The sequence below is a fragment of the Streptomyces sp. NBC_00690 genome, assembly GCF_036226685.1.
In the GTDB taxonomy this organism is placed as follows: Bacteria; Actinomycetota; Actinomycetes; order Streptomycetales; family Streptomycetaceae; genus Streptomyces.
In genome coordinates this window covers 5,839,748-5,862,927 of the sequence record NZ_CP109009.1, presented here as the reverse complement: position 1 = coordinate 5,862,927, position 23,180 = coordinate 5,839,748, and the positions used below count along the sequence as shown (strand labels likewise).

General features: G+C 70.5%; 16 protein-coding genes. 9 read left to right on the top strand and 7 right to left on the bottom strand.

Translation table 11 applies throughout. The annotated features are described in order from the left end of the window. The first annotated feature begins 52 nt into the window (after positions 1 to 52). The 3 genes from OID54_RS25845 to OID54_RS25835 all read left to right on the top strand — a co-directional run bounded on the left by OID54_RS25845 (position 53) and on the right by OID54_RS25835 (position 6,069). Positions 53 to 790 (top strand): response regulator transcription factor, encoded by a 738-nt coding sequence (locus tag OID54_RS25845; RefSeq protein ID WP_329023234.1) that lies wholly within the window; start codon positions 53 to 55, stop codon positions 788 to 790. Beyond that, on the top strand, positions 787 to 1,881 hold the full coding sequence (locus tag OID54_RS25840; protein WP_329023232.1) for a HAMP domain-containing sensor histidine kinase: 1,095 nt from the start codon (positions 787 to 789) through the stop codon (positions 1,879 to 1,881). The genes OID54_RS25845 and OID54_RS25840 overlap by 4 nt, the downstream gene beginning before the upstream one ends. Before the next feature lie 300 nt (positions 1,882 to 2,181). Then, positions 2,182 to 6,069 (top strand): multifunctional oxoglutarate decarboxylase/oxoglutarate dehydrogenase thiamine pyrophosphate-binding subunit/dihydrolipoyllysine-residue succinyltransferase subunit, encoded by a 3,888-nt coding sequence (locus OID54_RS25835; protein ID WP_329023230.1) that lies wholly within the window; start codon positions 2,182 to 2,184, stop codon positions 6,067 to 6,069. A gap of 146 nt (positions 6,070 to 6,215) precedes the next feature. On the opposite strand, the gene OID54_RS25830 is transcribed toward OID54_RS25835, so the two are convergent. The 4 genes from OID54_RS25830 to OID54_RS25815 all read right to left on the bottom strand — a co-directional run bounded on the left by OID54_RS25830 (position 6,216) and on the right by OID54_RS25815 (position 13,509). Further along, positions 6,216 to 9,770, bottom strand: a complete 3,555-nt coding sequence (locus tag OID54_RS25830) for an SAV_2336 N-terminal domain-related protein (RefSeq protein ID WP_329023227.1) — start codon at positions 9,768 to 9,770, stop codon at positions 6,216 to 6,218. 4 nt (positions 9,771 to 9,774) lie between these two features. Continuing rightward, positions 9,775 to 10,788 (bottom strand): AAA family ATPase, encoded by a 1,014-nt coding sequence (locus OID54_RS25825; protein ID WP_329023225.1) that lies wholly within the window; start codon positions 10,786 to 10,788, stop codon positions 9,775 to 9,777. A 127-nt stretch (positions 10,789 to 10,915) separates the two neighbouring features. Beyond that, a complete protein-coding gene (locus OID54_RS25820; RefSeq protein ID WP_329023224.1) occupies positions 10,916 to 12,940 on the bottom strand; it encodes a VMAP-C domain-containing protein in 2,025 nt (674 codons plus the stop codon). Beyond that, positions 12,919 to 13,509 carry a CU044_2847 family protein gene (locus OID54_RS25815; protein ID WP_329023222.1) on the bottom strand — a complete coding sequence of 197 codons (591 nt, stop codon included), beginning with the start codon at positions 13,507 to 13,509 and terminating at the stop codon, positions 12,919 to 12,921. The genes OID54_RS25820 and OID54_RS25815 overlap by 22 nt, the downstream gene beginning before the upstream one ends. 119 nt (positions 13,510 to 13,628) lie before the next feature. Between OID54_RS25815 and OID54_RS25810 the strand changes: the two genes are divergently transcribed. Beyond that, on the top strand, positions 13,629 to 13,811 hold the full coding sequence (locus OID54_RS25810; RefSeq protein WP_329023220.1) for a DUF6104 family protein: 183 nt from the start codon (positions 13,629 to 13,631) through the stop codon (positions 13,809 to 13,811). Positions 13,812 to 14,036: 225 nt separating this feature from the next. Here the strand turns inward: OID54_RS25810 and OID54_RS25805 are convergent, their stop codons facing one another. Further along, positions 14,037 to 14,891 carry a hypothetical protein gene (locus OID54_RS25805; protein ID WP_329023218.1) on the bottom strand — a complete coding sequence of 285 codons (855 nt, stop codon included), beginning with the start codon at positions 14,889 to 14,891 and terminating at the stop codon, positions 14,037 to 14,039. Between the two features lie 151 nt (positions 14,892 to 15,042). Between OID54_RS25805 and OID54_RS25800 the strand changes: the two genes are divergently transcribed. Together OID54_RS25800 and OID54_RS25795 are read left to right on the top strand one after the other, a co-directional pair. After that, positions 15,043 to 15,951 carry a DUF4097 family beta strand repeat-containing protein gene (locus tag OID54_RS25800; RefSeq protein ID WP_329023216.1) on the top strand — a complete coding sequence of 303 codons (909 nt, stop codon included), beginning with the start codon at positions 15,043 to 15,045 and terminating at the stop codon, positions 15,949 to 15,951. A 1-nt stretch (position 15,952) separates the two neighbouring features. Beyond that, positions 15,953 to 16,918, top strand: coding sequence for a helix-turn-helix transcriptional regulator (locus OID54_RS25795; protein WP_329023215.1), 966 nt, complete (start codon positions 15,953 to 15,955; stop codon positions 16,916 to 16,918). A gap of 147 nt (positions 16,919 to 17,065) precedes the next feature. On the opposite strand, the gene OID54_RS25790 is transcribed toward OID54_RS25795, so the two are convergent. Both OID54_RS25790 and OID54_RS25785 read right to left on the bottom strand, forming a co-directional pair. Further along, positions 17,066 to 18,031 (bottom strand): zinc-binding dehydrogenase, encoded by a 966-nt coding sequence (locus OID54_RS25790; protein ID WP_329023213.1) that lies wholly within the window; start codon positions 18,029 to 18,031, stop codon positions 17,066 to 17,068. 481 nt (positions 18,032 to 18,512) lie between these two features. Continuing rightward, positions 18,513 to 19,724: an NAD(P)-dependent malic enzyme gene (locus OID54_RS25785; protein WP_329023211.1), complete on the bottom strand. Its 1,212-nt coding sequence runs from the start codon at positions 19,722 to 19,724 to the stop codon at positions 18,513 to 18,515. 528 nt (positions 19,725 to 20,252) lie between these two features. Between OID54_RS25785 and OID54_RS25780 the strand changes: the two genes are divergently transcribed. The 3 genes from OID54_RS25780 (at position 20,253) to OID54_RS25770 (ending at position 23,147) form a co-directional block, all read left to right on the top strand. Beyond that, complete coding sequence (locus OID54_RS25780; RefSeq protein ID WP_329023209.1) at positions 20,253 to 21,239, top strand: ABC transporter substrate-binding protein; 987 nt, start codon at positions 20,253 to 20,255, stop codon at positions 21,237 to 21,239. 202 nt (positions 21,240 to 21,441) lie between these two features. Then, on the top strand, positions 21,442 to 22,383 hold the full coding sequence (locus tag OID54_RS25775) for an amino acid ABC transporter permease (RefSeq protein WP_329023206.1): 942 nt from the start codon (positions 21,442 to 21,444) through the stop codon (positions 22,381 to 22,383). Further along, complete coding sequence (locus OID54_RS25770; RefSeq protein ID WP_329023204.1) at positions 22,380 to 23,147, top strand: amino acid ABC transporter ATP-binding protein; 768 nt, start codon at positions 22,380 to 22,382, stop codon at positions 23,145 to 23,147. The genes OID54_RS25775 and OID54_RS25770 overlap by 4 nt, the downstream gene beginning before the upstream one ends. The last annotated feature ends 33 nt before the right edge of the window (positions 23,148 to 23,180 follow it).

Here is a 23,180-nt window from a genome sequence, read left to right as displayed (position 1 = left end):
ACCGGATCTACAACGAGCGTAAACCTCATGAGAGCGCTCACAGGGGCGGGCGATGGAACAGACGCAGACCACCCACAACGGCGCCAGCGCCACACCAGGGGCCCAGCGCCGGGTGCTGGTCGTCGAGGACGACACGACGATCGTGGACGCCATCGCCGCCCGGCTCCGCGCCGAGGGATTCCTCGTGCAGACGGCCTCGGACGGCCCGGCGGCGGTCGATGCCGCCCAGGCGTGGCAGCCCGATCTGATGGTGCTCGACGTGATGCTGCCCGGCTTCGACGGGCTGGAGGTGTGCCGGCGCGTACAAGCCCAGCGGCCCGTCCCCGTCCTCATGCTCACCGCGCGTGACGATGAGACGGACATGCTGGTCGGCCTCGGCGTCGGGGCCGACGACTACATGACCAAGCCGTTCTCCATGCGGGAACTGGCCGCCCGGGTGCACGTCCTGCTGCGCCGGGTCGAGCGGGCGGCGCTGGCCGCGGTGACGCCCCGAAGCGGCATCCTGCGCCTCGGGGAACTGGAGATCGACCACGCTCAGCGCCGGGTCCGGGTCCGCGGCGACGACGTCCATCTGACGCCCACCGAGTTCGACCTGCTGGTCTGCCTCGCGAACACCCCCCGCGCGGTCCTGTCCCGGGAGCAGTTGCTCGCCGAGGTCTGGGACTGGGCCGACGCCTCCGGCACCCGGACCGTGGACAGCCACATCAAGGCGCTGCGCCGCAAGATCGGCGCCGAGCGCATCCGTACGGTCCACGGGGTCGGCTACGCCCTGGAGACGCCCGCTCCATGAGGCGCCACCCCCGGCCGGGGCGATCCGAGCGGCGAACGGTCTCCATCTCGATCAAGACCAAGTTGGGGATGCTGGTCGTCGTCTCGGTCTTCATCACCACGGGGCTGGTCCTGGTGGCCCTGCGCACCTCGACGGAACTGCGCTTCATCACCGTCTTCTCGGTGATAGCGACCCTGTTGATCACCCAGTTCGTGGCGCACGGGCTCACCGCGCCGCTGGACGACATGAACCGGGTGGCCAAGGGGATATCGCACGGTGACTTCACCCATCGGGTGCGGGGCGCCGATCGCCGTGACGAACTCGGCGACCTCGCCTCCACGATCAATCGCATGGCCGATGACCTGGAGGCCGTGGACAGGCACCGCAAGGAACTGGTCGCCAATGTCTCGCACGAACTGCGCACCCCCATCGCGGCGCTGCGAGCGGTCCTGGAGAACGTGGTGGACGGGGTGTCCGCGGCGGACCCCGAGACGATGCGGACCGCGCTGAAGCAGACGGAACGTCTCGGGCGGCTGGTGGAGACCCTGCTGGACCTCTCCCGGCTCGACAACGGGGTCCTTCCGCTGCGGGCCAGCAGGTTCGAGGTGTGGCCCTATCTGTCAGGGGTGCTGAAGGAGGCAAATCTGGCCGTGGCCCGCCGCGGTCTGGCCTCGGGGTCAGGACACCACACCCGAACGGATGTGCATCTGCATCTGGATGTCTGGCCGCCCGAGCTGACCGCGCACGCGGACGCGGAACGGCTCCACCAGGTCGTCGCCAATCTGATCGACAACGCCGTGAAGCACTCGCCCCCGCACGGGCGGGTGACGGTCCGGGCCCGTCGAGGCGGTCAACCGGAATCCCTGGAGCTGGAAGTGGTGGACGAGGGTCCTGGCATCCCCGAGCAGGAGCGGCACCGGGTCTTCGAGCGGTTCAACCGGGGCAAAGTGTCCTCTCCGCATGGGAAGGGCAGCGACGGCGGCACAGGGCTCGGTCTGGCCATCGCGCGCTGGGCCGTGGACCTCCACGGCGGGCGGATCGGGGTGGCCGAATCAGCCCGCGGCTGCCGAATCCTGGTCACCCTCCCCGGGATTCCGCAGCCCCGCGGTTGACGTGTTGACATAGGGTCTCTTCCGTACGGAACGACTGTCCGCCCCCGGGGGACGCCAAGGTCAGAGAGGGCGACCCCGGTCTCCAAGACCGCGGTGCGCCGCGGGGGCCGCTCAAGGGTGAGCGATAGCCGCACCGACGGCAAAACGTGCTTGTTTCCCGCCATTCTCGGCCCCGAAACCCGTCTTTCGGTGTGACTTGCGCGACGATGACCCATCCAGCCTGCACCTCTCGCCCCCAGGGGCGTAGCCTTGATTCCCGCTGTCCACCACCTTGTGAAGCGGAAGAGGGCGGTTGCCGCCGTGTCGTCTCAGTCCCCCAGTAACTCCAGCTCCCCCGACCTCCGGCCGGGCGGTGCCCCCACGACCGACCGAAGCGCGCAGGGAATTGATCCCGCTGCCGCTTTCGGTGCCAACGAGTGGCTCGTCGACGAGATCTACCAGCAGTACCTCCAGGACCCGAATTCGGTCGACCGTGCCTGGTGGGACTTCTTCGCCGACTACAAGCCAGGCGCCGAGAACACGGCTGCGACCGCGAGCCCGTCACCGGAGGCCGCGGCTGAGCCCGCTGCGGCACCGGTGACCCAGGCTCCGGCCGCACCCGCCGCTGTGGCGCCCGCCAACGGCGCGGCGCAGCCGGGTCGCCCCGTCGCGCAGGCCGCGACGCCGGCAGCCCCCGCAGCACCCGCACCCGTGGCCCAGCAGGCCGCACCCCCGCAGCAGGCTCCGGCCGCGCCCGCTGCCGCTCCCCAGGCAGCTCCGGCGAAGCCCGCCGCCGCTGCCCCCAAGAAGGAAGAACCGGCCGCGCCGGCTGAAGGTGGAGGTGGCCCCGAGTTCGTGACCCTGCGCGGCCCCTCCGCCGCGGTGGCGAAGAACATGAACGCCTCGCTGGAGGTGCCCACGGCCACGTCCGTGCGCGCCGTCCCGGTGAAGCTGCTCTTCGACAACCGGATCGTGATCAACAACCACCTCAAGCGCGCCCGGGGCGGGAAGGTCTCCTTCACCCACCTCATCGGGTACGCGATGGTCCGGGCCCTGAAGGCCATGCCGTCGATGAACTACTCCTTCACCCAGAAGGACGGCAAGCCGACGCTGGTCAAGCCGGAGCACGTCAACTTCGGCCTCGCCATCGACCTGGTCAAGCCGAACGGCGACCGCCAGCTCGTCGTCGCCGCCATCAAGCAGGCGGAGACGTTCAACTTCTTCGAGTTCTGGCAGGCGTACGAGGACATCGTCCGCCGTGCCCGCGGCAACAAGCTGACGATGGACGACTTCACCGGGGTCACGGTCTCCCTGACCAACCCCGGCGGCCTCGGCACCGTCCACTCGGTGCCGCGTCTGATGCCCGGCCAGTCGGTCATCATGGGCGTCGGCTCGATGGACTACCCGGCCGAGTTCCAGGGCACCTCCCAGGACACCCTGAACAAGCTGGGCATCTCCAAGGTCATGACCCTGACCTCCACCTATGACCACCGGGTGATCCAGGGCGCGGCCTCCGGCGAGTTCCTGCGGGTCGTCGCGAACTACCTCCTCGGCGAGGACGGCTTCTACGACGACGTCTTCGAGGCGCTGCGCATCCCGTACGAGCCGGTCCGCTGGCTCAAGGACATCGACGCCTCGCACGACGACGACGTCACCAAGGCCGCGCGGGTCTTCGAGCTGATCCACTCCTACCGGGTCCGCGGCCATGTGATGGCCGACACCGACCCGCTGGAATACCGCCAGCGCAAGCACCCCGACCTGGACATCACGGAGCACGGCCTCACGCTCTGGGACCTGGAGCGCGAGTTCGCCGTCGGCGGGTTCGCCGGCAAGTCGCTGCTGAAGCTGCGCGAGGTGCTGGGCGTCCTGCGCGACTCGTACTGCCGCACCACCGGCATCGAGTTCATGCACATCCAGGACCCGAAGCAGCGCAAGTGGATCCAGGACCGGGTGGAGCGCCCGCACTCCAAGCCGGAGCGCGAGGAGCAGCTGCGCATCCTGCGCCGGCTGAACGCCGCCGAGGCGTTCGAGACGTTCCTCCAGACCAAGTACGTGGGTCAGAAGCGCTTCTCGCTGGAGGGCGGCGAGTCCGTCATTCCGCTGCTGGACGCGGTCATCGACTCGGCCGCCGAATCACGGCTGGACGAGGTCGTCATCGGCATGGCCCACCGCGGCCGGCTGAACGTGCTGGCGAACATCGTCGGCAAGTCCTACGCGCAGATCTTCCGCGAGTTCGAGGGCAACCTCGACCCGAAGTCGATGCACGGCTCCGGTGACGTGAAGTACCACCTGGGCGCCGAGGGCACCTTCACCGGTCTGGACGGCGAGCAGATCAAGGTCTCGCTGGTCGCCAACCCCTCCCACCTGGAGGCGGTCGACCCGGTGCTCGAAGGCGTCGCCCGCGCCAAGCAGGACGTCATCAACAAGGGCGGCACGGACTTCACCGTCCTGCCGGTCGCCCTCCACGGTGACGCGGCCTTCGCCGGCCAGGGCGTGGTCGCCGAGACGCTGAACATGTCGCAGCTGCGCGGCTACCGCACCGGCGGCACGGTCCACGTCGTGATCAACAACCAGGTGGGCTTCACCGCCTCTCCCGAGTCGTCGCGTTCGTCGATGTACGCCACCGACGTGGCGCGCATGATCGAGGCGCCGATCTTCCATGTGAACGGTGACGACCCCGAGGCGTGCGTCCGGGTGGCGCGGCTCGCGTTCGAGTTCCGCCAGACGTTCAACAAGGACGTCGTGATCGACCTCATCTGCTACCGCCGCCGCGGTCACAACGAGGGCGACAACCCGCAGTTCACCAACCCGCAGATGGTGGCGCTGATCGACAAGAAGCGCTCGGTGCGCAAGCTCTACACCGAGTCGCTGATCGGTCGCGGGGACATCACGCTGGAAGAGGCGGAGCAGGCGCTCCAGGACTTCCAGGGCCAGCTGGAGAAGGTGTTCGCGGAGGTCCGCGAGGCCACCAGCCACCCGGCCCCGGCGCTCGTTCCGGACGCTCAGGCCGAGTTCCCCGTGGCGGTCACCACCGCGATCTCCCAGGAGGTCGTGAAGCGGATCGCCGAGTCCCAGGTGAACATCCCCGACAACGTCACCGTCCACCCGCGGCTGCTGCCGCAGCTCCAGCGGCGGGCCTCCTCGGTGGAGGACGGCACGATCGACTGGGGCATGGGCGAGACGCTGGCCATCGGCTCCCTGCTGATGGAGGGCACCCCGGTCCGGCTCTCCGGCCAGGACACGCGCCGCGGCACCTTCGGCCAGCGGCACGCGGTGCTGGTCGACCAGGTGACCAACGAGGACTACACCCCGCTGCTCTACCTCACCGATGAGCAGGCCCGTTACAACGTCTACGACTCGCTGCTGAGCGAGTACGCGGCGATGGGCTTCGAGTACGGCTACTCGCTGGCCCGCCCGGACGCGCTGGTGATGTGGGAGGCGCAGTTCGGCGACTTCGTCAACGGCGCTCAGACCGTGGTGGACGAGTTCATCTCGTCGGCCGAGCAGAAGTGGGGCCAGACGTCCGGCGTCACCCTGCTGCTGCCGCACGGTTACGAGGGCCAGGGCCCGGACCACAGCTCCGCCCGCCCGGAGCGGTTCCTCCAGATGTGCGCGCAGAACAACATGACGGTCGCGATGCCGACGCTCCCGTCGAACTACTTCCACCTGCTGCGCTGGCAGGTCCACAACCCGCACCACAAGCCGCTGATCGTCTTCACGCCGAAGTCGATGCTGCGCCTGAAGGCCGCGGCTTCGAAGGTGGACGAGTTCCTGACCGGCGGCTTCCGCCCGGTGATCGGCGACGCTTCGGTGGACCCGACGGCCGTGCGCAAGGTGGTCTTCACCTCCGGCAAGGTCTACTACGACCTGGACGCCGAGCGGAACAAGCGCGGTATCACGGACACGGCGATCATCCGTCTGGAGCGGCTGTACCCGCTGCCGGGTGCGGAGCTCCAGGCCGAGATCGCCAAGTTCCCGAACGCCGCGAAGTACCTGTGGGCGCAGGAGGAGCCGGCGAACCAGGGTGCGTGGCCGTTCATCGCGCTGAACCTGATCGACCACCTCGATCTGGCCGTCGGCGCGGACATTCCGCACGGCGAGCGGCTGCGGCGCATCTCGCGTCCGCACGGCTCGTCGCCGGCGGTGGGTTCCGCCAAGCGTCACCAGGCGGAGCAGCAGCAGTTGGTGAACGAGGTCTTCGACGCCTGATCCGGTGCTCCGGCTCGCCGGGGCCTGGCTGATGGTTGACGGCTGATGTTCGAGGGGCCCGTTCCGCGCACAGGCGCGGGGCGGGCCCCTCGCTCGTGCCCGGGTGCCATGGGGACCGGGCTACTGGAACGCGGGGCCGCGGGATTTCAGCGCGCCGCCGCTTCCAGCCGCGCGACTTCCCTGCGGAGCAGGCCAGTACCGGTCTTGATGCCCGCGGCGGACAACAGCGCCAGTACCGCCCGGTGCTCGTTCAGCGCCCGCTCGGGGCCCGAGGTGCGCTCCAGTCGCCCCGCGCGGGCCCACTGGGTCATCACGGCCGTCTCCAACAGCCCGGTGGGCCCGCGTTGGGCTCGATGGCAGTAGTCGACCGCGGACTGGAGTCGGGTGGGCGAATCGGCGTGCCGGGCGAGCAAGGCGGAGCACAGGGCCCGGTACCACCAGGCGTACGCGGCCAGTTCCGGATCGTCGACGGTACGGGCGGCTGCGCCGAGCGCCCAGTCCGCCAACTGGAGGTCGGCGGGCTTCCCGTCGGCGCGGAAACGCTCGATGTACGCCTGTCCCAGCAGCGCTCGCCGCCGCGGTAGCTCGGGGTCGGCCGGTCCGGTGGCCTCGATCGCGGTGCGCAGGGCCCGTACCGCGGCGTGGACGTCGTCGGCCGTGTCCTTGTCGACGCCCCGTTCCGTCAACTGTCGTCCGAGGGAGGTGAGGACGGCAGGCCGGGCCGGATCGCGCCGGGCCAGCAGGGGCAGGGCCTCGGTCCAGGCAGCGACGGCCGAGTCGCGGTGGGCCCAACTGCCGGTGGAGAGGTAGCGCTGCTCCAACAGCCTGGCCATGCGCAACAGGATGCCGGCCCGTGCCCGCTCGTCCCGGCCGACGGCGCGGCGGGCCTGGTCGAGGGCCTGGAGGATGCGCAGTCTGGCGTCGTCGTCGAGGAGGTCGGCGGCGAGTTCGATGGCGTCGGCGTAGTCCAACCAGGCCCGGCACAGCTCGCGCCCGTCGACGGCGTCCCAGTCCATGCCGTCGATGCCGGCGTGGAGGTCCTCGCCCGCTCGTTCCGCGTACTCACGGGCGGTCGCCGGGTCCACGGCCGTCGGTCGTACGGGGCCGTCGCCGCGGTGGTGGCGGGCGAGGTCGAGGAGGAGCCCGCCGCGCAGCAGCAGTGCGGGTTCGCGACGCTCGGACGACGGGAGTTCGGTATCGCCGTCGGGATAGGTCTCCTGGGTGTCGGCGGCCCGGTCGAGGAGCCGTTGGACGACACCGACGGCGATCCACAGGGTGGCGGTGAACCACTCCCCCGGGGTGGCCTGCGGCTGTCTGGCCGTCTGGGGCAGGTCCTCACGGCGGGATCGGGACGGCGGCCCGCCAGTCGTCGTGGCGGGGTCCTGCGGCGCCGCGGGGGGTCGTGTGCCGTGCGGTGCGCCCAGGGCGGCGAGCCGGCGCAGGACGCGGATGCGGGTGGTCGCCGCGGCCACCGCGATGTCCTCATAGCGGCGGTCGTAGCGCTCGGGGGGCACGGTCAGTTCGGCCAGGCTGCTGTCGGCGGCGGAGAGCAGCACCGCGGCCACCGACTGCATGCGCCGGGCGGGCTCGTCGGACGCTCCGGCCTGGACCCAGACCCACTCCGGTACGAGCTTGGAGTCGAGGCGTCCCGTCGCCACCTCCTCCGCCATGGCGTGCAGCACCCGGGCGAGGGTGAGATGCGCCCTCGGGGGACCGTCGGAGATGGCGCTCTGGGCGGCGTCCAGGGCGGCGATGAGGTCTTCCGGCAGTGGCCGGACCAGCCAGCGCCGCAACAGGGCCTCGCCGAGTTCCTCGAAGAGCGCGGCCCGTTCGGTGGTGCGTCGTTCCTCCTGGGTGGCGGAGCCGAGCAGTCGGATCGCGGTGTCCAGATCGCGTACGGTGCCATGCTCGCCGAAGTGGGTGTAGGCGGCGCGGGCCTTGGCGACCAGGGCGGCCGGGCCGTTGTGGGTCAGGCTGTCGGGGACCGTCGAGGGCGGTGGGGTGCCGAGGCGGCGCAGGACCTGCGTGGAGACCTGGGCGAAGGCCCAGAGGCCCGGGCCGTCCTGGTCGGCGAGCCGGGACAGGGCCGCCGGGTCGACCGGGGTGGGTGCGGGTACCGCGCCGGCGAGGAAGGCCGCCGCGAGCGCCGGGAAGTTGCGTACGGTCCGTCCGTAGCGCGCCTCGATGTAGTCGGAGCAGTGCTTGAGCACCAGGGCTGCGCTGCTGGCGCCGAGTTGGCCCAGCAGTTCGTCCCGTACGCCGTCGAGGAAGGCGTACGCGGGGCCGCCCTCGGCTTCGGTGGGGCCACTGTCATCGCGCCGCAGCAGTCCGCTGAGCAGCACTTCGGCCAGGACGTCCGGGCCGCTGCGCACGAGCATGGCGCGCTGGACGAGTTGCATCACCGGCAGCATCAGGGGGACGGCGGCCAGATAGACGGCGAGTTGCGCGGCGGCCGGCGAGGCGTGCTTGCGAAAGGCCCGTACGCGTTCGGCGGGTACGAGGTCGCCCGCGGTACGGGGGCGCTCCGGAGCGGGCGGGTGGCGCCGCAGGACCAGGGCCGCGGCGGCCGGCAGGGTCTGCCCGGTGGCTCCGGTGACCAGCCGGGTCCAAGCCTCGAACGACGAGCGGCGCGGGGCGAGCACGGGGATGGGGATGGCGCCCGCGGGAGGGACGAGGGCGCGGGCGGCGCCCCGTGCGGTGAACTCCATCCGACCCGCGGGCCCCTCGCGCCGCCGTAGCACTCCGGGGCGGGCCGGGAGGTGGGTGCGTGCCCACATCCGTTGGGGCAGCGGTTGGACGACGGCGACGGGCGCGGTCGCCGCCCAGGTGTGGAGGAGCTGTTGGATGCGCCCGCTGCGCCACAGGGGGCCGACGCAGTCGCTGAGCACCAGGGTGAGTCTGCGGCCCGAGGGGTCCGAGAGATCGGCGGGCAGGGGGGCGTGCGGATCGATGTGGTGGACGGTGATGTCACGGAAGGCGCCGGCGCGTTCGCAGATCTGCCGGAGCTCCTCGAAGGCGCCGCGCCACACGACCGTGGAGCTGGAGTCGTCCATGACGAGGGCGAGGTGGGCCTCGCGCCTGCGTCGGGCGGCGAACACGGGGACGACGAGCCCGGTGTCGGCGGCGCGCTCGGCGGTGGCGGTCTCGTCGAGCGCACGGCGCTCCGGGCGGGTGGGCGGACGGTAGCGCTGGAGGGGGCGCAGTGAGCGTTCCAGGGCCAGCGGGTCGGGCAGGACCGCGGGATGGGGGACGGATATCCGACGTCGTGCCTCACTGGCCGGGGTGGTCGGGGTGCTCTCCACAGGCGCGGGGCCGTAGAGGCTGGTGGTGCGGGAGGGCTGGGGCTCGGCGGTGCATCCCGCTGCACGGCAGTCTTCGTCCGCGCCATGGGCGTCCGTCGCCGGGGGCACCCCGGGTTCGGTGGCCGCGGGGCGGTCGTCCGGACGGTCGGGCGGAGGGACGGCGGGGAACGGACGGAGCCCGATGGCGGGGGTGTGGCGGGCGAGCCACAGCGCGTCGGCGAGTTCCTTCGCGGTGGGGGCGAGGTCCGCTGCGCGGAGCCTGGTGGCCAGGGCGGTCAGAACGGTGTGCAGGGTGTCCGGCGACCGCACCCCGTCCGCAGGCGGGTCCGCGTCCGGAGCCGGGGTGCCTCGGGGGTGGGGAGGCGGCGCGGGGTCCCGGGACCTTCGGGATGGGCCCATGGCGTCACCCGTGCCTGGTGTCGAGGGGCCGCATCAGGAGGTCGGCGATCTCCTCACGGCGTCCGGGCTCCGTGCGCACCGTGTGCTGGGTGAGGTAGATGGCGTTCAGGAGCTGGTCGGTGGGGCGTAGTTCGCCGTCGCCGTCCTCGCTGGTGAAGTGGCCGATCAGATCGAGGTTGCGTTCGTCCGAGCCCGAGCCGAAGTGGGCCTGCACCATGGCGGCCAGTCGTTCGTCGCGCGGCGGGTCGAGGTGGAGTCGGATGCAGCGGCGCAGCAAGGGGGCGGGGAAGTCCCGTTCGCCGTTGCTCGTCATCACCACCAGGGGAAAGGCGTGGCAGCGCACCCGTCCGCCGTGCACGGGGACGCGGCGGCCGTCGTCGGTGAGCACGCGGACCTCGTCGTGGCCGGGCCTGTCGGCGATCCGTTCCAGTTCGGGCAGGGCGAACTCGCCCTCCTCCACCACATTGAGCAGATCGTTGGGGAGGTCGATGTCGCTCTTGTCGAGTTCGTCGATGAGCAGGACGCGGGGTCGGGTCGCGGGCAGGAGCGCGGTACCGAGCGGCCCGAGTCTGATGTACCGCCCGATGTCGTCGCTGTGCGAGGGGTCGTGGCGTTCGGCGAGTTGGGCATCGTGGAGGCGGCCGATGGCGTCGTAGGTGTAGAGGCCGTCCGTGAGTTCGGTGCGGCTGACGATGGGCCATTGGAGGACGCGACCGAGGCCGAGTTCGTAGGCGATGGAGTGGGCGAGGGTGGACTTCCCCGAGCCGGGTTCGCCGGTGACTAGGAGGGGGCGGCGCAGATAGAGGGCGGCGTTGATCAGTTGGAGCGCTTCGGCGTCCTGCGCGGGGGGTGTCTCGATGCGGTTGCCCAGCCGTCGGAGCGAGGAGGCTTCGATGGGGGGCGCGGCATCCGGTAGCGGCTCGCCGCAGAAGGCGCGCCAGGGCGGGGGCGGGGGGAGCGACGCAATGCGGTCGGGGTCGGGGGCTCCCGTGCCCCGGTAGATCAGCCAGTCGTCCATCGCTCGCTCCTTAGCGGCGGCCCGGGGGCCGTGGCGGGCAACGCGGAATATGTACCCAGTGCCCCGCCGTCCCATGACAAGTCGTGGACGGCGGGTGATGGCGGATTCGGCGACGAGCGCCCGCGGATCAGGGCGAGTCCAGCGGGTCGCCTTCGTCGGCGGGCAGCGGACGGCCGGGGTCGTCGTAGAGCATGGCCGCACCCTCGGCCCAGTGCCTGCTGTTCCGCGAGCCGCTGATGTCGTCCCTGAGGCGTCGTAGGCGCTCGGGTAGTTCATGTGCGTCACCCGCCTGTGCCAGCAGGAGGGCGGCGCCGTCGTGGAAGCGGTCGCAGGTCTCGGTGCAGCCGTACTCGGGGTGGCCGTCGGTGTGCCAGAGGGCGATGCCGTATCCGGCGGTGAGCGCCAGGCCGATGGCCCGTCGTCCGACGCCGCTGCCCACGGGTCTGCACAGGACGGGCACCGCTGACGGCGCCAGGGCGTCGAAGTGCCGGGCCCGGGGCACCTGTCGCACCGGGGGCGTGCGGTGGGCCGTGGGTGTGCCGGCGCGCTCCAGTGCCTCCCAGCGCTGCCGCCATCGCTCGTCGGGATCTCCCCGTCGGGATATGTCGCGCAGCACCACGGTCCGCCGCACGCCGACCTGCGCGGGATAGTGCAAGCGGGCCATTTCGGTGAGTTGCCAGCGGTGTACGGCGGTGTCGAAGCGGTCGGCGGGGAGGGCGACTTCCAGGGGTGCGGGTGCACCGGGCGCGTCCACGGTGGCGAAGATCTCCGCGAGGGGGGTGCGCAGCCGCTGGATCAACCGCTCGGGCGGTACGCCGTCGCCGTGTTGCTCCTCGTGGAGCGGCTCATCGACGCCGTGGCCGTCGTCGACGCGGATGCGCCAGTAGAAGCGCGGGGCGCGGGCGTCGATGACGGGTTCGAGTTCGACGACGACGACGGCCCGGCCGTCCCCGACGCGGGGATAGCGGGCGACGGCGGGCCGCTGACCGAGGGGGGCTGGAACATGGCGGAGTGCGGGCGGCAGCGTGGCCTGGGTGACGACGGTGTGGACGATGCGGGGCACCTCCTGGAGTCGTTGCGCCACCCAGCCCACCAGGGCCGTCGGGTCACCGCCGCGCAGTCGCTCGTACTCGGCCACCAGTTGGAGGTAGTGCAGCGCTGCGATGGCGGCGACCGGCTGTCCGGCCTCGTACAGCAGTCCGTGCCCGTCCCGCCAGGTGTAGGGGGGCAGTTGCCCCGGTGGTGGGGGGATGTCGCCGCGGGCCTTCCTGGCGAGTGCGGCGACCGGTCTGATGCCGTCGGGGGCGGTCATGGCGGCGAGTTGGGAGAGGGCTTCGCGCCGGTCCCGGGGGCTCCACTGGTCGCCGCCGGTGTGGATTCCGGAGCCGGGGAGTTGGTGTTGACGCTCGATCCAGTTGTGCCCGGTGATCTTCGGGGACTGGCCGTGCCAGCGGTCGTGGTCGGCCATCAGCTGCTGGTAGCGGGCGCCGAACCGGCGCAGGGCGGTGGCCGCGATGGCCGTTCCGCCGTCCTTGCCGACGCGCCGCGACTTCAACAGGCCGACGACCGCTCCGGTGTGGGCGTCGAGGACGGGCGATCCCGAGCCGCCCTTGGGGAACTCGGCCTCGGGTCGAAAGCGCAGACCGTGGTCGTCGTCGAAGCCGTTGATCCGTACGGTCGCCTTCCAGCGGACGGCACGCCGAGAGCCCGGGTCGGCGGTGTCGGGGTGATAGCCCTGGACGACGCCGCGACCGCCGGGGTAGTCGGTGCGGTCGGTCAGCCATACGCACTCGTGTTCCACCGCCGCGTCCAGCAGTCGCACGAGGGCCAGATCCTGTTCGACGGGCACCCGCACCTCGGGTCTGGCGGGGCCGTCGAGTAACCAGGCGTCCAGTCGGGCGGGCAGCGGCTCACCGCCGTTGACCTCGCTGCCGGCGACCCAGAAGACCCGGTCGATGGCGCCCCTGAGGTGGGGTGCGAGGACGTGGGCGCAGGTGAGGAGCCGACCGGGGGCGACGAAGAACCCGGTGCCCCAGCATGCGCCACCCTGCTCGTCCGAGGCGCGCAACTGGACGGTGGCGGCGCGAGCGAGGGCGTCGATGACGGGGTCGGACCCGGACTCCGAGGCGTTCACGTGACCGTGGGGGGACATGGGGGGCTGATGGGAGTGGTGGGGGCGGGCGGGTGTCGGGGCGGTGCCGGTACGGGATCGGACCGCTGGGGTGGGGCGTTCGGCGGCTGTGGCGGTGCGGCGGGAGGCGGGACGGGTGTGCCCTGCCCGTCCGAGCCGGGCGAAGGCGAAGGCGAAGGAGACGGGAACGGGGACGGGGACGGGCCGGGGGGTGCGTCCGGGTGGCCCGGCCCCGGAAACCGCCCGTGGGGGTGGCCGGGTTGCTGACCGTGGAGGTACCACGTCAAGGAGACCTGGACCGACGCCTTGCTCTCCCCGGTGGCCAGGACGGCCAGTGCCGCTCCGGACTTGGCAGTCAGCTCGATCCCGAAGGTGACGCTCGCCTCGTCCGGGCCGGCGGCGGCTGCCGCCTGGAGGACCGAGTCGCCGATGCCGGCTATCAGCTCCCGCAGCTGCCGGACCCGGGCGACGGCCTGCTCCCCCACGCCCACGTCCTCCTCGTCCTCCCAGTACCCCCCTCCGGGAGCGGACAGCCGGGCGTGCACGACGGCCCCCCCGGGCAGTTCGATCTGTTGGATGCGTCCGTTCACGGGTCCCCCGCTTCTCGGTGGCCGGCCGGTCGTCACGGGTCCGCCGGTCCGGCCTCCTGGGCCGTAGGCAATCGCCGTAGTCTGATGAGGTAGTCCCCCGTTAGCCCCAGGAGCATGTCTTGTACTTCACCGATCGCGGCATCGAGGAGCTGGAGAAGCGGCGCGGCCAGGAAGAGGTCACCTTCGAGTGGCTGGCCGAACAGTTGCGCACCTTCGTCGACCTCAACCCCGACTTCGAGGTGCCGGTGGAACGGCTGGCCACCTGGCTGGCGCGGCTGGACGACGACGATGAAGACGAGTGACGAATGACCGGTGACCGGTGAGGCGTAGCGCGTGACTGGTGACGACCAGGGGCGACTGGAAACGACAACGAGTAGAGCGGTACGGGCAGCGGACACGACCGCGCGCTGGGCACCCTGCTAGCGGCCCTCCGTAGCGGCCGAAAGTGCGCCGGGCGTCGGCCACCGGGGCGCGTCGCCGTCGTGCTGTTCGTGCTGTTCCGTGCTGTTCGTGCGTCGCGCTTTCCGTCAGTCGTGCTGTTCTGCCGTTGTGTCTGCCGTTGTGCTGTCGTCGTGTCGCTCGCCGCCCGGTCCCCTTGCCAGCCCCCCGCACCCGTAGGCGATCAGAAGCCCGCCGGCGACCACCCATCCGGCGCTGCGCCGACGCAGGCCCCACAGCGCGAGCGGCACCCCTGCGCCCAGTTGCAGGGCCGCGAACGCCCGGGCGGACGGCTGCTGGCGGGAGGTGCCCAGCCAGTGGTCAAGCCCGTCCTCGACGGCCTGGATCTCGGCCCGTACCGCACCGCGCCAGCCGGCCCACTGGACGGTCTGGGCACCGTGCGCCTGGGCAGTGGCCCGGAGCTGGCCGGCGGATTCACCCGGGGCGAGTCCGGGTGGCAGTTCGAGTCCGGCCCGGGAGAGCACGGCGATCAGTCCGAGCAGCCGCGAGCGCGCGTCGGATTCGGGGTCGGGGCGGGTGAGCGGTTCGAGCGACTGGACGTCCAGTACGGGATCGAGGCCGAGGCGGGAGGCGAAGGTCCGCATCGCCTCGTCCTCACCGACGGCGGTGCCGTCCGCCAGCCACACATAGCCGACCTGACGGCGAAATCCGGAGGCCAGGGTGGTTCCCGCACGCTCGCCGTCCCACCACAGGGCGACCACGGGCCCGCTGGTGCCGATCGCCATCGCGGAGGCCCAGCCGGCGAGGACCCGCTCCACGGACTCACCGCTGTCCCGCCAGGGCCTTCCTTCCGGTACGAGAACGCTCCAGCCCTCGCCGGCGGGGGCCAGCAGGAGCTGTTCGCGCAGCAACTGCGCCGGGGGCCGTGCGGCGAAGGGTTCGGCCCGGCACAGCAGCAGTGCACCGGTGGGTGTCGCGTTCATGCCTCTCACGCTAGGCCAGTTCGTCCGTTCATGACCCGGTACGCGCCTCCAATGGTCGGAGGAGCGGACCTTGACACCCACCGCTCGCGATATATCGTATCTAGCGGAAGACGCGATATGTTGCGTCACGGCCGATGGGGAGGTCAGCGTCATGGCGGTGTCGACGTGGGAGGTCAAGGAGCCGCAGAAGCTCGCCTTTGACGGGCCCGTGACCGCACTCAAAGTGCGGGTCGTCAATGGAGCGGTCAATGTCGTGGGGACGGACGGCGACTCGGCCCGGCTGGAGGTCACCCAGCTCGACGGACCCGCGCTGAAGGTGACCCAGGAGGGCTCCACCCTCACCATCGCCTACGAGGACCTGCCCTGGCACAACTGGCTCAAGTGGCTCGACCGCAAGGGCTGGCACCGTGACGCCGTCGTCTCGCTCGCGGTGCCGCTCGGCGCCACCGTGGAGGTCGGGGTGGTCGGCGCGGGAGCGGTGATCTCCGGTGTCCAGGGTGCGACCTCCGTCCGCAGCGTCCACGGGGACGCCACCCTCGTCCGACTCGCGGGCGACGTCGTGGCCGAGACCGTATCGGGCAATCTGGAGACCCAGGGCGTCACCGGCCGACTGCGCTACCAGTCCGTGTCAGGTCATCTGACCGTCATCGAAGGCGGAGCCGGCTCCCGGGTACGGGCCAACACGGTCAGCGGGGACATGCTGGTGGACCTCGCCGCACACGACGACGGTACGGCGGTCCCGACCGACGTCAGCCTGACGACGGTCTCCGGGGAAGTGGCGATCAGGCTGCCGCACCCCGCTGACGCCCAGGTGGATGCCAACACGGCCAGCGGTGCGGTCTCCAACGCCTTCGAGGACCTCCGGGTCAGCGGGCAGTGGGGCGCCAAGAAGATCACCGGCACCTTGGGCTCGGGGACGGGCAAGCTCAAGGCGACCACCATGTCAGGCTCCATCGCCCTGCTCCGCAGGCCGTCCGAGGCATCCGAAGCCCCCGCGGACCCACCTCCCACCGCGAGCGCGGATGACGCTGACCCCACCGACACCGGAAAGGTGTTCTGACATGCCTCCCGTATTCGCCCACGGCCGACTGCGCCTGTACTTGCTGAAGCTCCTGGACGAATCGCCCCGCCACGGGTACGAGGTGATCCGCCTGCTGGAGGAGCGCTTCCACGGTCTGTACGCGCCGTCCGCGGGAACGGTCTACCCCAGGCTCGCCAAACTGGAGGCCGAAGGGCTCGTCACCCACGCCACCGAAGGGGGACGCAAGGTCTACTCGCTCACCGAGGCGGGGCGGGCGGAACTGGCGGGGCGCAGCGGCGAACTGGCCGATCTGGAGTTGGAGATCCGGGAGTCCGTGTCCGAACTCGCCGCGGAGATCCGCGACGATGTGCGCGGCGCCGCGGGCAAGCTGCGCAGCGAAGTGCGGGCCGCGACCTCCAGGGCGCGCACCTCGCACACCCAGGAGAAGGAGGAGTGGGCCAAGACAACCCACGAGTGGCAGGAGCAGGCCCGCCGCGCCCGGGAGGACGCCCAACGGGCCCGCCGTCAGGCCAAGGAGGCCCACGAGAAGGCGCGGGACGATGTGCAGCGCATCGCCAAGCAGGTGCAGGACCAGGTGCAGGACCACTTCGCCCGCGGGGACTGGCCGACGGGCCTGCGCGAGGGCCTGTCGGAACTGACCTCCCAGCTGAGTGGGTTGGCGAGGAATGCGGGGATGCCCTCCGCGCCGGAGGATCCACCGACGCCTCCCCCGACTCCCAGTCCCACTCCACCGCCCACACCGCCCGCACCGCCCGCACCGCCCGCACCACCTCGGCCGAGCTCTCCGGACGAGGAGTGGCTGAGGGACACCCCGTCCACGGGCGACCCGGCCCGGGACCTGGAGCGGCTGTTGGACCGCTTCCGTGACGACATCCGCGATGCGGCCAAGGACCACGGCGTGACCGAGCCGCAATTGGCCACCGCCCGTCGGCACTTGTCCGCGGCGGCGGCCCACATCGTGGCCGCGCTCATCCAGAAGAAGTAGTCCGCCCCCGGTCCGCTCTCTGTGCCCGCTGTGGCCCATGCGGACCGGGGTGCCGCCTCGGGTGCCCGTCCGACGAGCGCCCGAGGTGGTGCGATTCGGGGTGCGCCACCGACCGGGCGCCGGAACGGACGGTTCTCGGACCCGGGGTCAGGACGGCTTGAGCACCACCTTGCCGAACACCTCGCCCGCCGCCATCCGTTCGAAGCCCTCACGGGCCCGGTCCAACGGCAGTACGTCGTCGATCACCGGCCGTACCCCCGTCGCAGCACAGAAGTTGAGCAGGGCCTGGAGCTCGTCCTTGGAACCCATCGTGGAGCCGACGACCTTCAGTTCCAGGAAGAAGATGCGGGTCAGCTCCGCGTGCGCGGGACGGTCCCCGCTGGTGGCTCCGGAGATCACCAGGGTGCCCCCGGGCCGCAGGGACTTGACCGAATGCGACCAGGTGGCGGCCCCAACGGTCTCGATCACCGCATCCACGCGGTGCGGTAGCCGCGCCCCCGGTTCGAACGCCTCTTCGGCGCCGAGTTCAAGAGCCCGGACCCTCTTGGCCTCGTCCCGGCTGGTGGCGTACATCCGCAGTCCCGCCGCCTTGCCGAGGACGATGGCCGCGGTGGCGACCCCACCGCCGGCGCCCTGGACGAGGACCGAATCCCCGGGACGCACCCCGGCGTTGGTGAACAGCATCCGGTACGCGGTGAGCCAGGCCGTGGGCAGACAGGCGGCCTCTTCGAAGGAGAGCTCCTTCGGCTTGGGCAGCACATTCCAGGTGGGCACCGAGACCCGCTCGGCGAACGTGCCCGGATAGCGCTCGGTGAGGATGGAGCGGGGCTCGTCGGGTCCGACGCCGTGGCCGCTCTGACCGATGACGGAGTGGACCACCACCTCGCGCCCTTCCGGGTCGATCCCCGCGGCATCGCAGCCCAGGACCATCGGCAGCCGCTCCTCGGGCAGACCGACGCCGCGCAGGGACCAGAGGTCGTGGTGGTTGAGCGAGGCGGCTCTGACGGCGATCGTGGTCCAGCCGGGCCGGTCCTCCGGAGCGGGGACCTCACCGAGCTCCAGCCCGTCGAGGGGATGGTCGGGGTCGATGCGAGCGGCGTAGGCGGCGAACATGGCTCGACCCTAGGGCGGCAGGGTGGGTGGCGGAACCACACAGGGGTGTGACACGCGCCGCCCCCCGCGATCACGACGGGTACGGGCGGCGCCGCTCTCGGAGCCGTTGATGTGCCGATCAGGGCGGGTCGCGTACCGGACTCGGCGGTGCACCGCGTACCGGGCTCATCGGCGGTGGACCGTGCCGCTTCCCGGATGGCCGCGACCGTTCGGGCTATGCGCACCCGGGTCGGCGGCTCCGCGAAGGCGGCCCGCTGCGCGGGTGGACTCCCGTCGGCGGTCCCGTGTCGGCGGTTCGCATCGATGGGCCCCTGTCGGCGGTCGCGTCTCGATGGTCCCGGACAGCAGCCAGGGCCCCTCCCCCGAAGGGGTGGGGCCCTGAGGCTCGTTTCGCCAGGGCGGCAGGCTCCCGACCGTGAGTGGGTGCGCTGACCCGCAGGTCAGCGCCCGGCCACCCGGGGGCGGGGCAGCCCGCCCGGCGTCAACGCCGGGCCACGCCCTCCGCCCGGGCGGCAGCCGCGACCGCGGCCGTCACGGCCGGTGCGACGCGCTCGTCGAACGGTGAGGGGATCACATAGTCGGCGGCCAGCTGGTCACCCACGACGTCGGCGAGCGCCGTCGCCGCGGCGATCTTCATACCTTCGGTGATCCGCGACGCCCGCACCTGGAGCGCGCCCGCGAAGATCCCGGGGAAGGCCAGCACGTTGTTGATCTGGTTCGGGAAGTCGCTGCGTCCCGTCGCCACCACGGCCGCGTACCGGTGGGCCACATCGGGGTGGATCTCCGGGGTCGGGTTGGCCATGGCGAAGACGAACGCGCCGGGGGCCATGGACGCCACGGCCTCCTCGCGGATCGTGCCGCCGGAGACGCCGATGAAGACATCGGCTCCGGCGAGGGCCGACTCCAGCGATCCGCTGAGCCCCGCCCGGTTGGTGATCTCGGCGAGCTCGCGCTTCACCGGGTTGAGGTCGTCCCGGTCCTTGCTGACGATCCCCTTGCGGTCGGCGACGGCGACATCGCCCAGACCCGCTTCCAGCAGGAACTTGGCGATGGCCACACCGGCCGCGCCCGCGCCGGAGATCACCGCACGCAGATCGCCGATACTGCGGCCGGTCAGCTTGGCCGCGTTCCGCAGGGCTGCGAGGGTCACCACCGCAGTGCCGTGCTGGTCGTCGTGGAAGACGGGGATGTCCAGCCGCTCCTGGAGCCTGCGCTCGATCTCGAAGCAGCGCGGCGCCGAGATGTCCTCCAGGTTCACCCCGCCGAAGGAGGGTGCGAGCCGGACCACGGTCTCGACGATCTCGTCGGTGTCCTTGGTGGCCAGCGCGATCGGCACGGCGTCGACGCCGCCGAACTGCTTGAAGAGGATCGCTTTGCCCTCCATCACCGGAAGGGACGCCTCGGGTCCGATGTCACCGAGGCCCAGCACCGCGGTCCCGTCCGTGACCACGGCGACGACCTGTGACTTCCAGGTGTAGTCGTGGACCAGTTCGGGGTGCTCCGCGATGGCGGAGCACACCTTGGCGACGCCGGGGGTGTATGCGAGGGACAGGTCGTCCTTGTCCCGCACGGGAACGGTGGCCACAATGGCCATCTTCCCGCCGCGGTGAAGCGCGAAAGCCGGATCGAAGGGCTCCTCCGGAGCACTCTCCGTCACACTGTCGCTATGGGGGTTGACGATCTCCGCTGCCATGGGTTGACCCCTTATTTCTTCATCAGTTGAGGGTTTCCACTCCTGGTTGAGGAGGGGCGGGCACCGTGTCCGTGCCCCACGTCGACGGTTGGCCCGCCGGGCAGGGTGAATACGCACACGCGGGCGCGCCGCACACGCGCCCTGAGCCCCGGATGAGGGGTGTAATCGTCCTTCATACCGGACGGAGGCCCCCCAAGACGAGTCCATATCCCGATGGACGGCATGACTCATCGGCGGATATCACGACACGTCGATCTTGTGCCGTATGTCCTCTCTCTGGAGGGGCGCAAGCCGCAGATCTTCCGGCTGAAAGACGCCCCTTCCGTCAATGATTCGGCCCCGAGAGGCCGATCGACGGGAGGTCGGGGGTGTCCCGTTATGCGATTTTGACATGCGCGGCCCCCTGAATGGGCTAGTCCGAATGGCAAGATGCCGAAAACACACAAGGTCGGGACACTCGATGGTGAGTACCTGACCTGGATACGAACAAGAAATGGCAGCTTTCTGACACGCCGGAGGACCCCGCTCATGACCGCAAGCATCACGCGCAAGACGACCGCCCCGAAGACCCGGAAGACCCTCAACTCCCGGATCATCGCGGTAGGCGTTGTCGCGGTCGCCGGCTCCATGCTGCTGACCGCGTGCGGCGACCAGACGAGCAGCAGCAAGAAGACCACCGAGAGCACCGGTTCCAGCTCTCAGGGCGGAGCGCCGCTGCACGATCTGTTGCCCAAGGCGATCCAGGACCAGGGCAAGGTGAAGGTCGGTTCCGACATCGCCTACCCGCCGGTCGAGTTCAAGGACGACGCGGGCAAGACCGTGGGCATCGACCCGGACATCGCGGACGCCCTCGGCAAGCAGCTCGGAGTGGACTTCGAGTTCGAGAACGGCACCTTCGACACCTTGATCACGGGCCTGCGTTCCAAGCGGTACGACATCGCCATGTCGGCCATGACCGACACCAAGGACCGCCAGGACGGTGTCGACTCCGAGACCAAGAAGAAGGTCGGCGAGGGCGTCGACTTCGTCGACTACTTCACCGCGGGCGTCTCGATCTACACCAAGAAGGGCGACGACAAGGGCATCAAGTCCTGGGCCGACCTGTGCGGCAAGAAGATCGCCGTCCAGCGCGGCACGGTCTCCGAGGACCTGGCCAAGGCCGAGAGCACCAAGTGCGGCGCCAAGGGCAAGATCACCATCGAGGCGTTCGACAACGACCTGGAGGCCCAGACCCGGCTGCGCGCCGGTGGCGCCGACGCCGGCTCCTCCGACTTCCCGGTGGCCGCCTACGCCGTGAAGACCTCGGGCGGCGGCAACGACTTCCAGATCGTCGGCGAGCAGGTGGAGGCCGCCCCGTACGGCATCGCCATCGCCAAGGGCAACGACCAACTGCGTGACGCCATCCAGAAGGCTCTGGAGGCGATCATCAAGAACGGCGAGTACCAGAAGATCGTCGACAAGTGGGGCGTCGCCGCGGGCGCGGTGACCGAGGCCAAGGTCAACGGTGGTACCTGAGCCCAACGGGTAGGCATCCCCGGCCGGACCGACCCCCGGCCGGGGTCCCACCGGGCCCGTCACCGGGCGGTTCAGCACGACGCAGGTGAGAACGGGTACACACCTCCCGAGCGCCGCGCACCGTCCCGGGACTTCACCCCGGTGGAGTACAGGACCCCCGATCAGGCCATGTCCCGGCCGACTCGGCATTGAAAGGCTCGTTGTGACAGTCGACATCGAAAAGACGGGGCCGGACGACACACCGCCGCCACCAACCACCCGCCCGGAGGCCATCAAGGCCATCCCGGTCCGCCACTACGGCCGTTACATCACCGCGTTCATCGCGATCGCGCTCTTCGCGCTGGTGGTCAACGCCTTCTCCCAGGGCAAGATCAACTGGGGTGCCATCCCCGACTACTTCTTCGACGACCGCATTCTGGACGGCGTCTGGGAGACCCTGGTCCTCACCTTCCTGTCGATGCTGATCGGCATCGTCGGAGGCATCCTCCTCGCGGTGATGCGCCTCTCCAAGAACCCCGTGACCTCGTCCATCGCCTGGTTCTACATCTGGTTCTTCCGCGGCACCCCGGTCCTGGTCCAGCTCTTCGTCTGGTTCAACCTGGGGCTCGTCTTCGACACCATCAACCTCGGCTTCTACCAGGACGAGTGGTCCGACTTCATGACGCCGATGCTCACGGCGCTCCTGGGGCTCGGTCTGAACGAGGCCGCGTACATGGCGGAGATCTGCCGTGCGGGTCTGCTCTCGGTCGACGAGGGGCAGACGGAGGCGTCGCACGCGCTCGGCATGAGCCAGAGCAAGACACTGCGCCGTGTCGTGATACCGCAGGCGATGCGGGTCATCGTGCCGCCGACCGGCAATGAAGTCATCAACATGCTCAAGACGACCTCGTTGGTCGCCGCGGTCCAGTTCACGGAGTTGTTCCGGCAGGCGCAGAACATCGGCCAGTCCTCCGGCGCCCCGGTGGAGATGTACTTCCTGGCCGCCGCCTGGTACCTGGTGATGACGTCGATCCTGAGCGTGGGCCAGTACTACCTGGAGCGGCACTACGCACGCGGCTCCAGCCGCAGCCTGCCACCCACCCCGTTCCAGAAGATCAAGTCGACCGTGTTCTCGGTGCGTCGTCCGAAGGGAGTCTCCGCATGAGCACGAACGCCATGGTCAAGGCGGAGGGCGTGCACAAGTCCTTCGGTCCCATCGAGGTCCTCAAGGGCATTGACCTGGAGGTCGCCCCCCGGGAGGTCTTCTGTCTGATCGGCCCGTCCGGATCCGGCAAGTCGACCTTCCTGCGCTGCATCAACCATCTGGAGAAGGTCAACGCCGGACGGCTCTACGTCGACGGCGAACTGGTCGGCTACCGCCAGAAGGGCGACAAGCTCTACGAGTTGAAGGACAGCGAGGTCGCCGTCAAGCGCCGGGACATCGGCATGGTCTTCCAGCGGTTCAACCTGTTCCCCCATATGACGGCCCTCGCGAACGTCATGGAGGCCCCGGTCCAGGTCAAGGGCGAGGCACGGGCCGTGGCGCGCGCCCGGGCCGAGCAACTCCTCGACCGGGTGGGCCTCGCGGACAAGGCCATGAGCTACCCGTCGCAGCTCTCGGGTGGTCAGCAACAGCGGGTGGCGATCGCCCGGGCGCTGGCGATGGAGCCGAAGCTGATGCTGTTCGACGAGCCGACGTCCGCCCTTGACCCCGAACTCGTGGGCGACGTACTGGATGTGATGCGCGGTCTGGCCGAGGACGGCATGACGATGGTCGTCGTCACCCATGAGATGGGCTTCGCCCGCGAGGTCGGCGACGCACTCGTCTTCATGGACGACGGCGTGGTGGTCGAGTCGGGACATCCGCGCGATGTGCTGACCAATCCGCAGCACGACCGGACGAAGTCCTTCCTGTCGAAGGTGCTCTGACGGTAGGTCGGTGCGTCAGGGGGCGGTACGGGG

Coding starts and splice junctions, on each gene's coding strand:
- OID54_RS25845 (WP_329023234.1), top strand. CDS start 53: ATGGAACAGACGCAGACCACCCACAACGGCGCCAGCGCCACACCAGGG.
- OID54_RS25840 (WP_329023232.1), top strand. CDS start 787: ATGAGGCGCCACCCCCGGCCGGGGCGATCCGAGCGGCGAACGGTCTCC.
- OID54_RS25830 (WP_329023227.1), bottom strand. CDS start 9,770: ATGGGCCCATCCCGAAGGTCCCGGGACCCCGCGCCGCCTCCCCACCCC.
- OID54_RS25825 (WP_329023225.1), bottom strand. CDS start 10,788: ATGGACGACTGGCTGATCTACCGGGGCACGGGAGCCCCCGACCCCGAC.
- OID54_RS25820 (WP_329023224.1), bottom strand. CDS start 12,940: ATGTCCCCCCACGGTCACGTGAACGCCTCGGAGTCCGGGTCCGACCCC.
- OID54_RS25805 (WP_329023218.1), bottom strand. CDS start 14,891: ATGAACGCGACACCCACCGGTGCACTGCTGCTGTGCCGGGCCGAACCC.
- OID54_RS25800 (WP_329023216.1), top strand. CDS start 15,043: ATGGCGGTGTCGACGTGGGAGGTCAAGGAGCCGCAGAAGCTCGCCTTT.
- OID54_RS25795 (WP_329023215.1), top strand. CDS start 15,953: ATGCCTCCCGTATTCGCCCACGGCCGACTGCGCCTGTACTTGCTGAAG.
- OID54_RS25790 (WP_329023213.1), bottom strand. CDS start 18,031: ATGTTCGCCGCCTACGCCGCTCGCATCGACCCCGACCATCCCCTCGAC.
- OID54_RS25785 (WP_329023211.1), bottom strand. CDS start 19,724: ATGGCAGCGGAGATCGTCAACCCCCATAGCGACAGTGTGACGGAGAGT.
- OID54_RS25780 (WP_329023209.1), top strand. CDS start 20,253: ATGACCGCAAGCATCACGCGCAAGACGACCGCCCCGAAGACCCGGAAG.
- OID54_RS25770 (WP_329023204.1), top strand. CDS start 22,380: ATGAGCACGAACGCCATGGTCAAGGCGGAGGGCGTGCACAAGTCCTTC.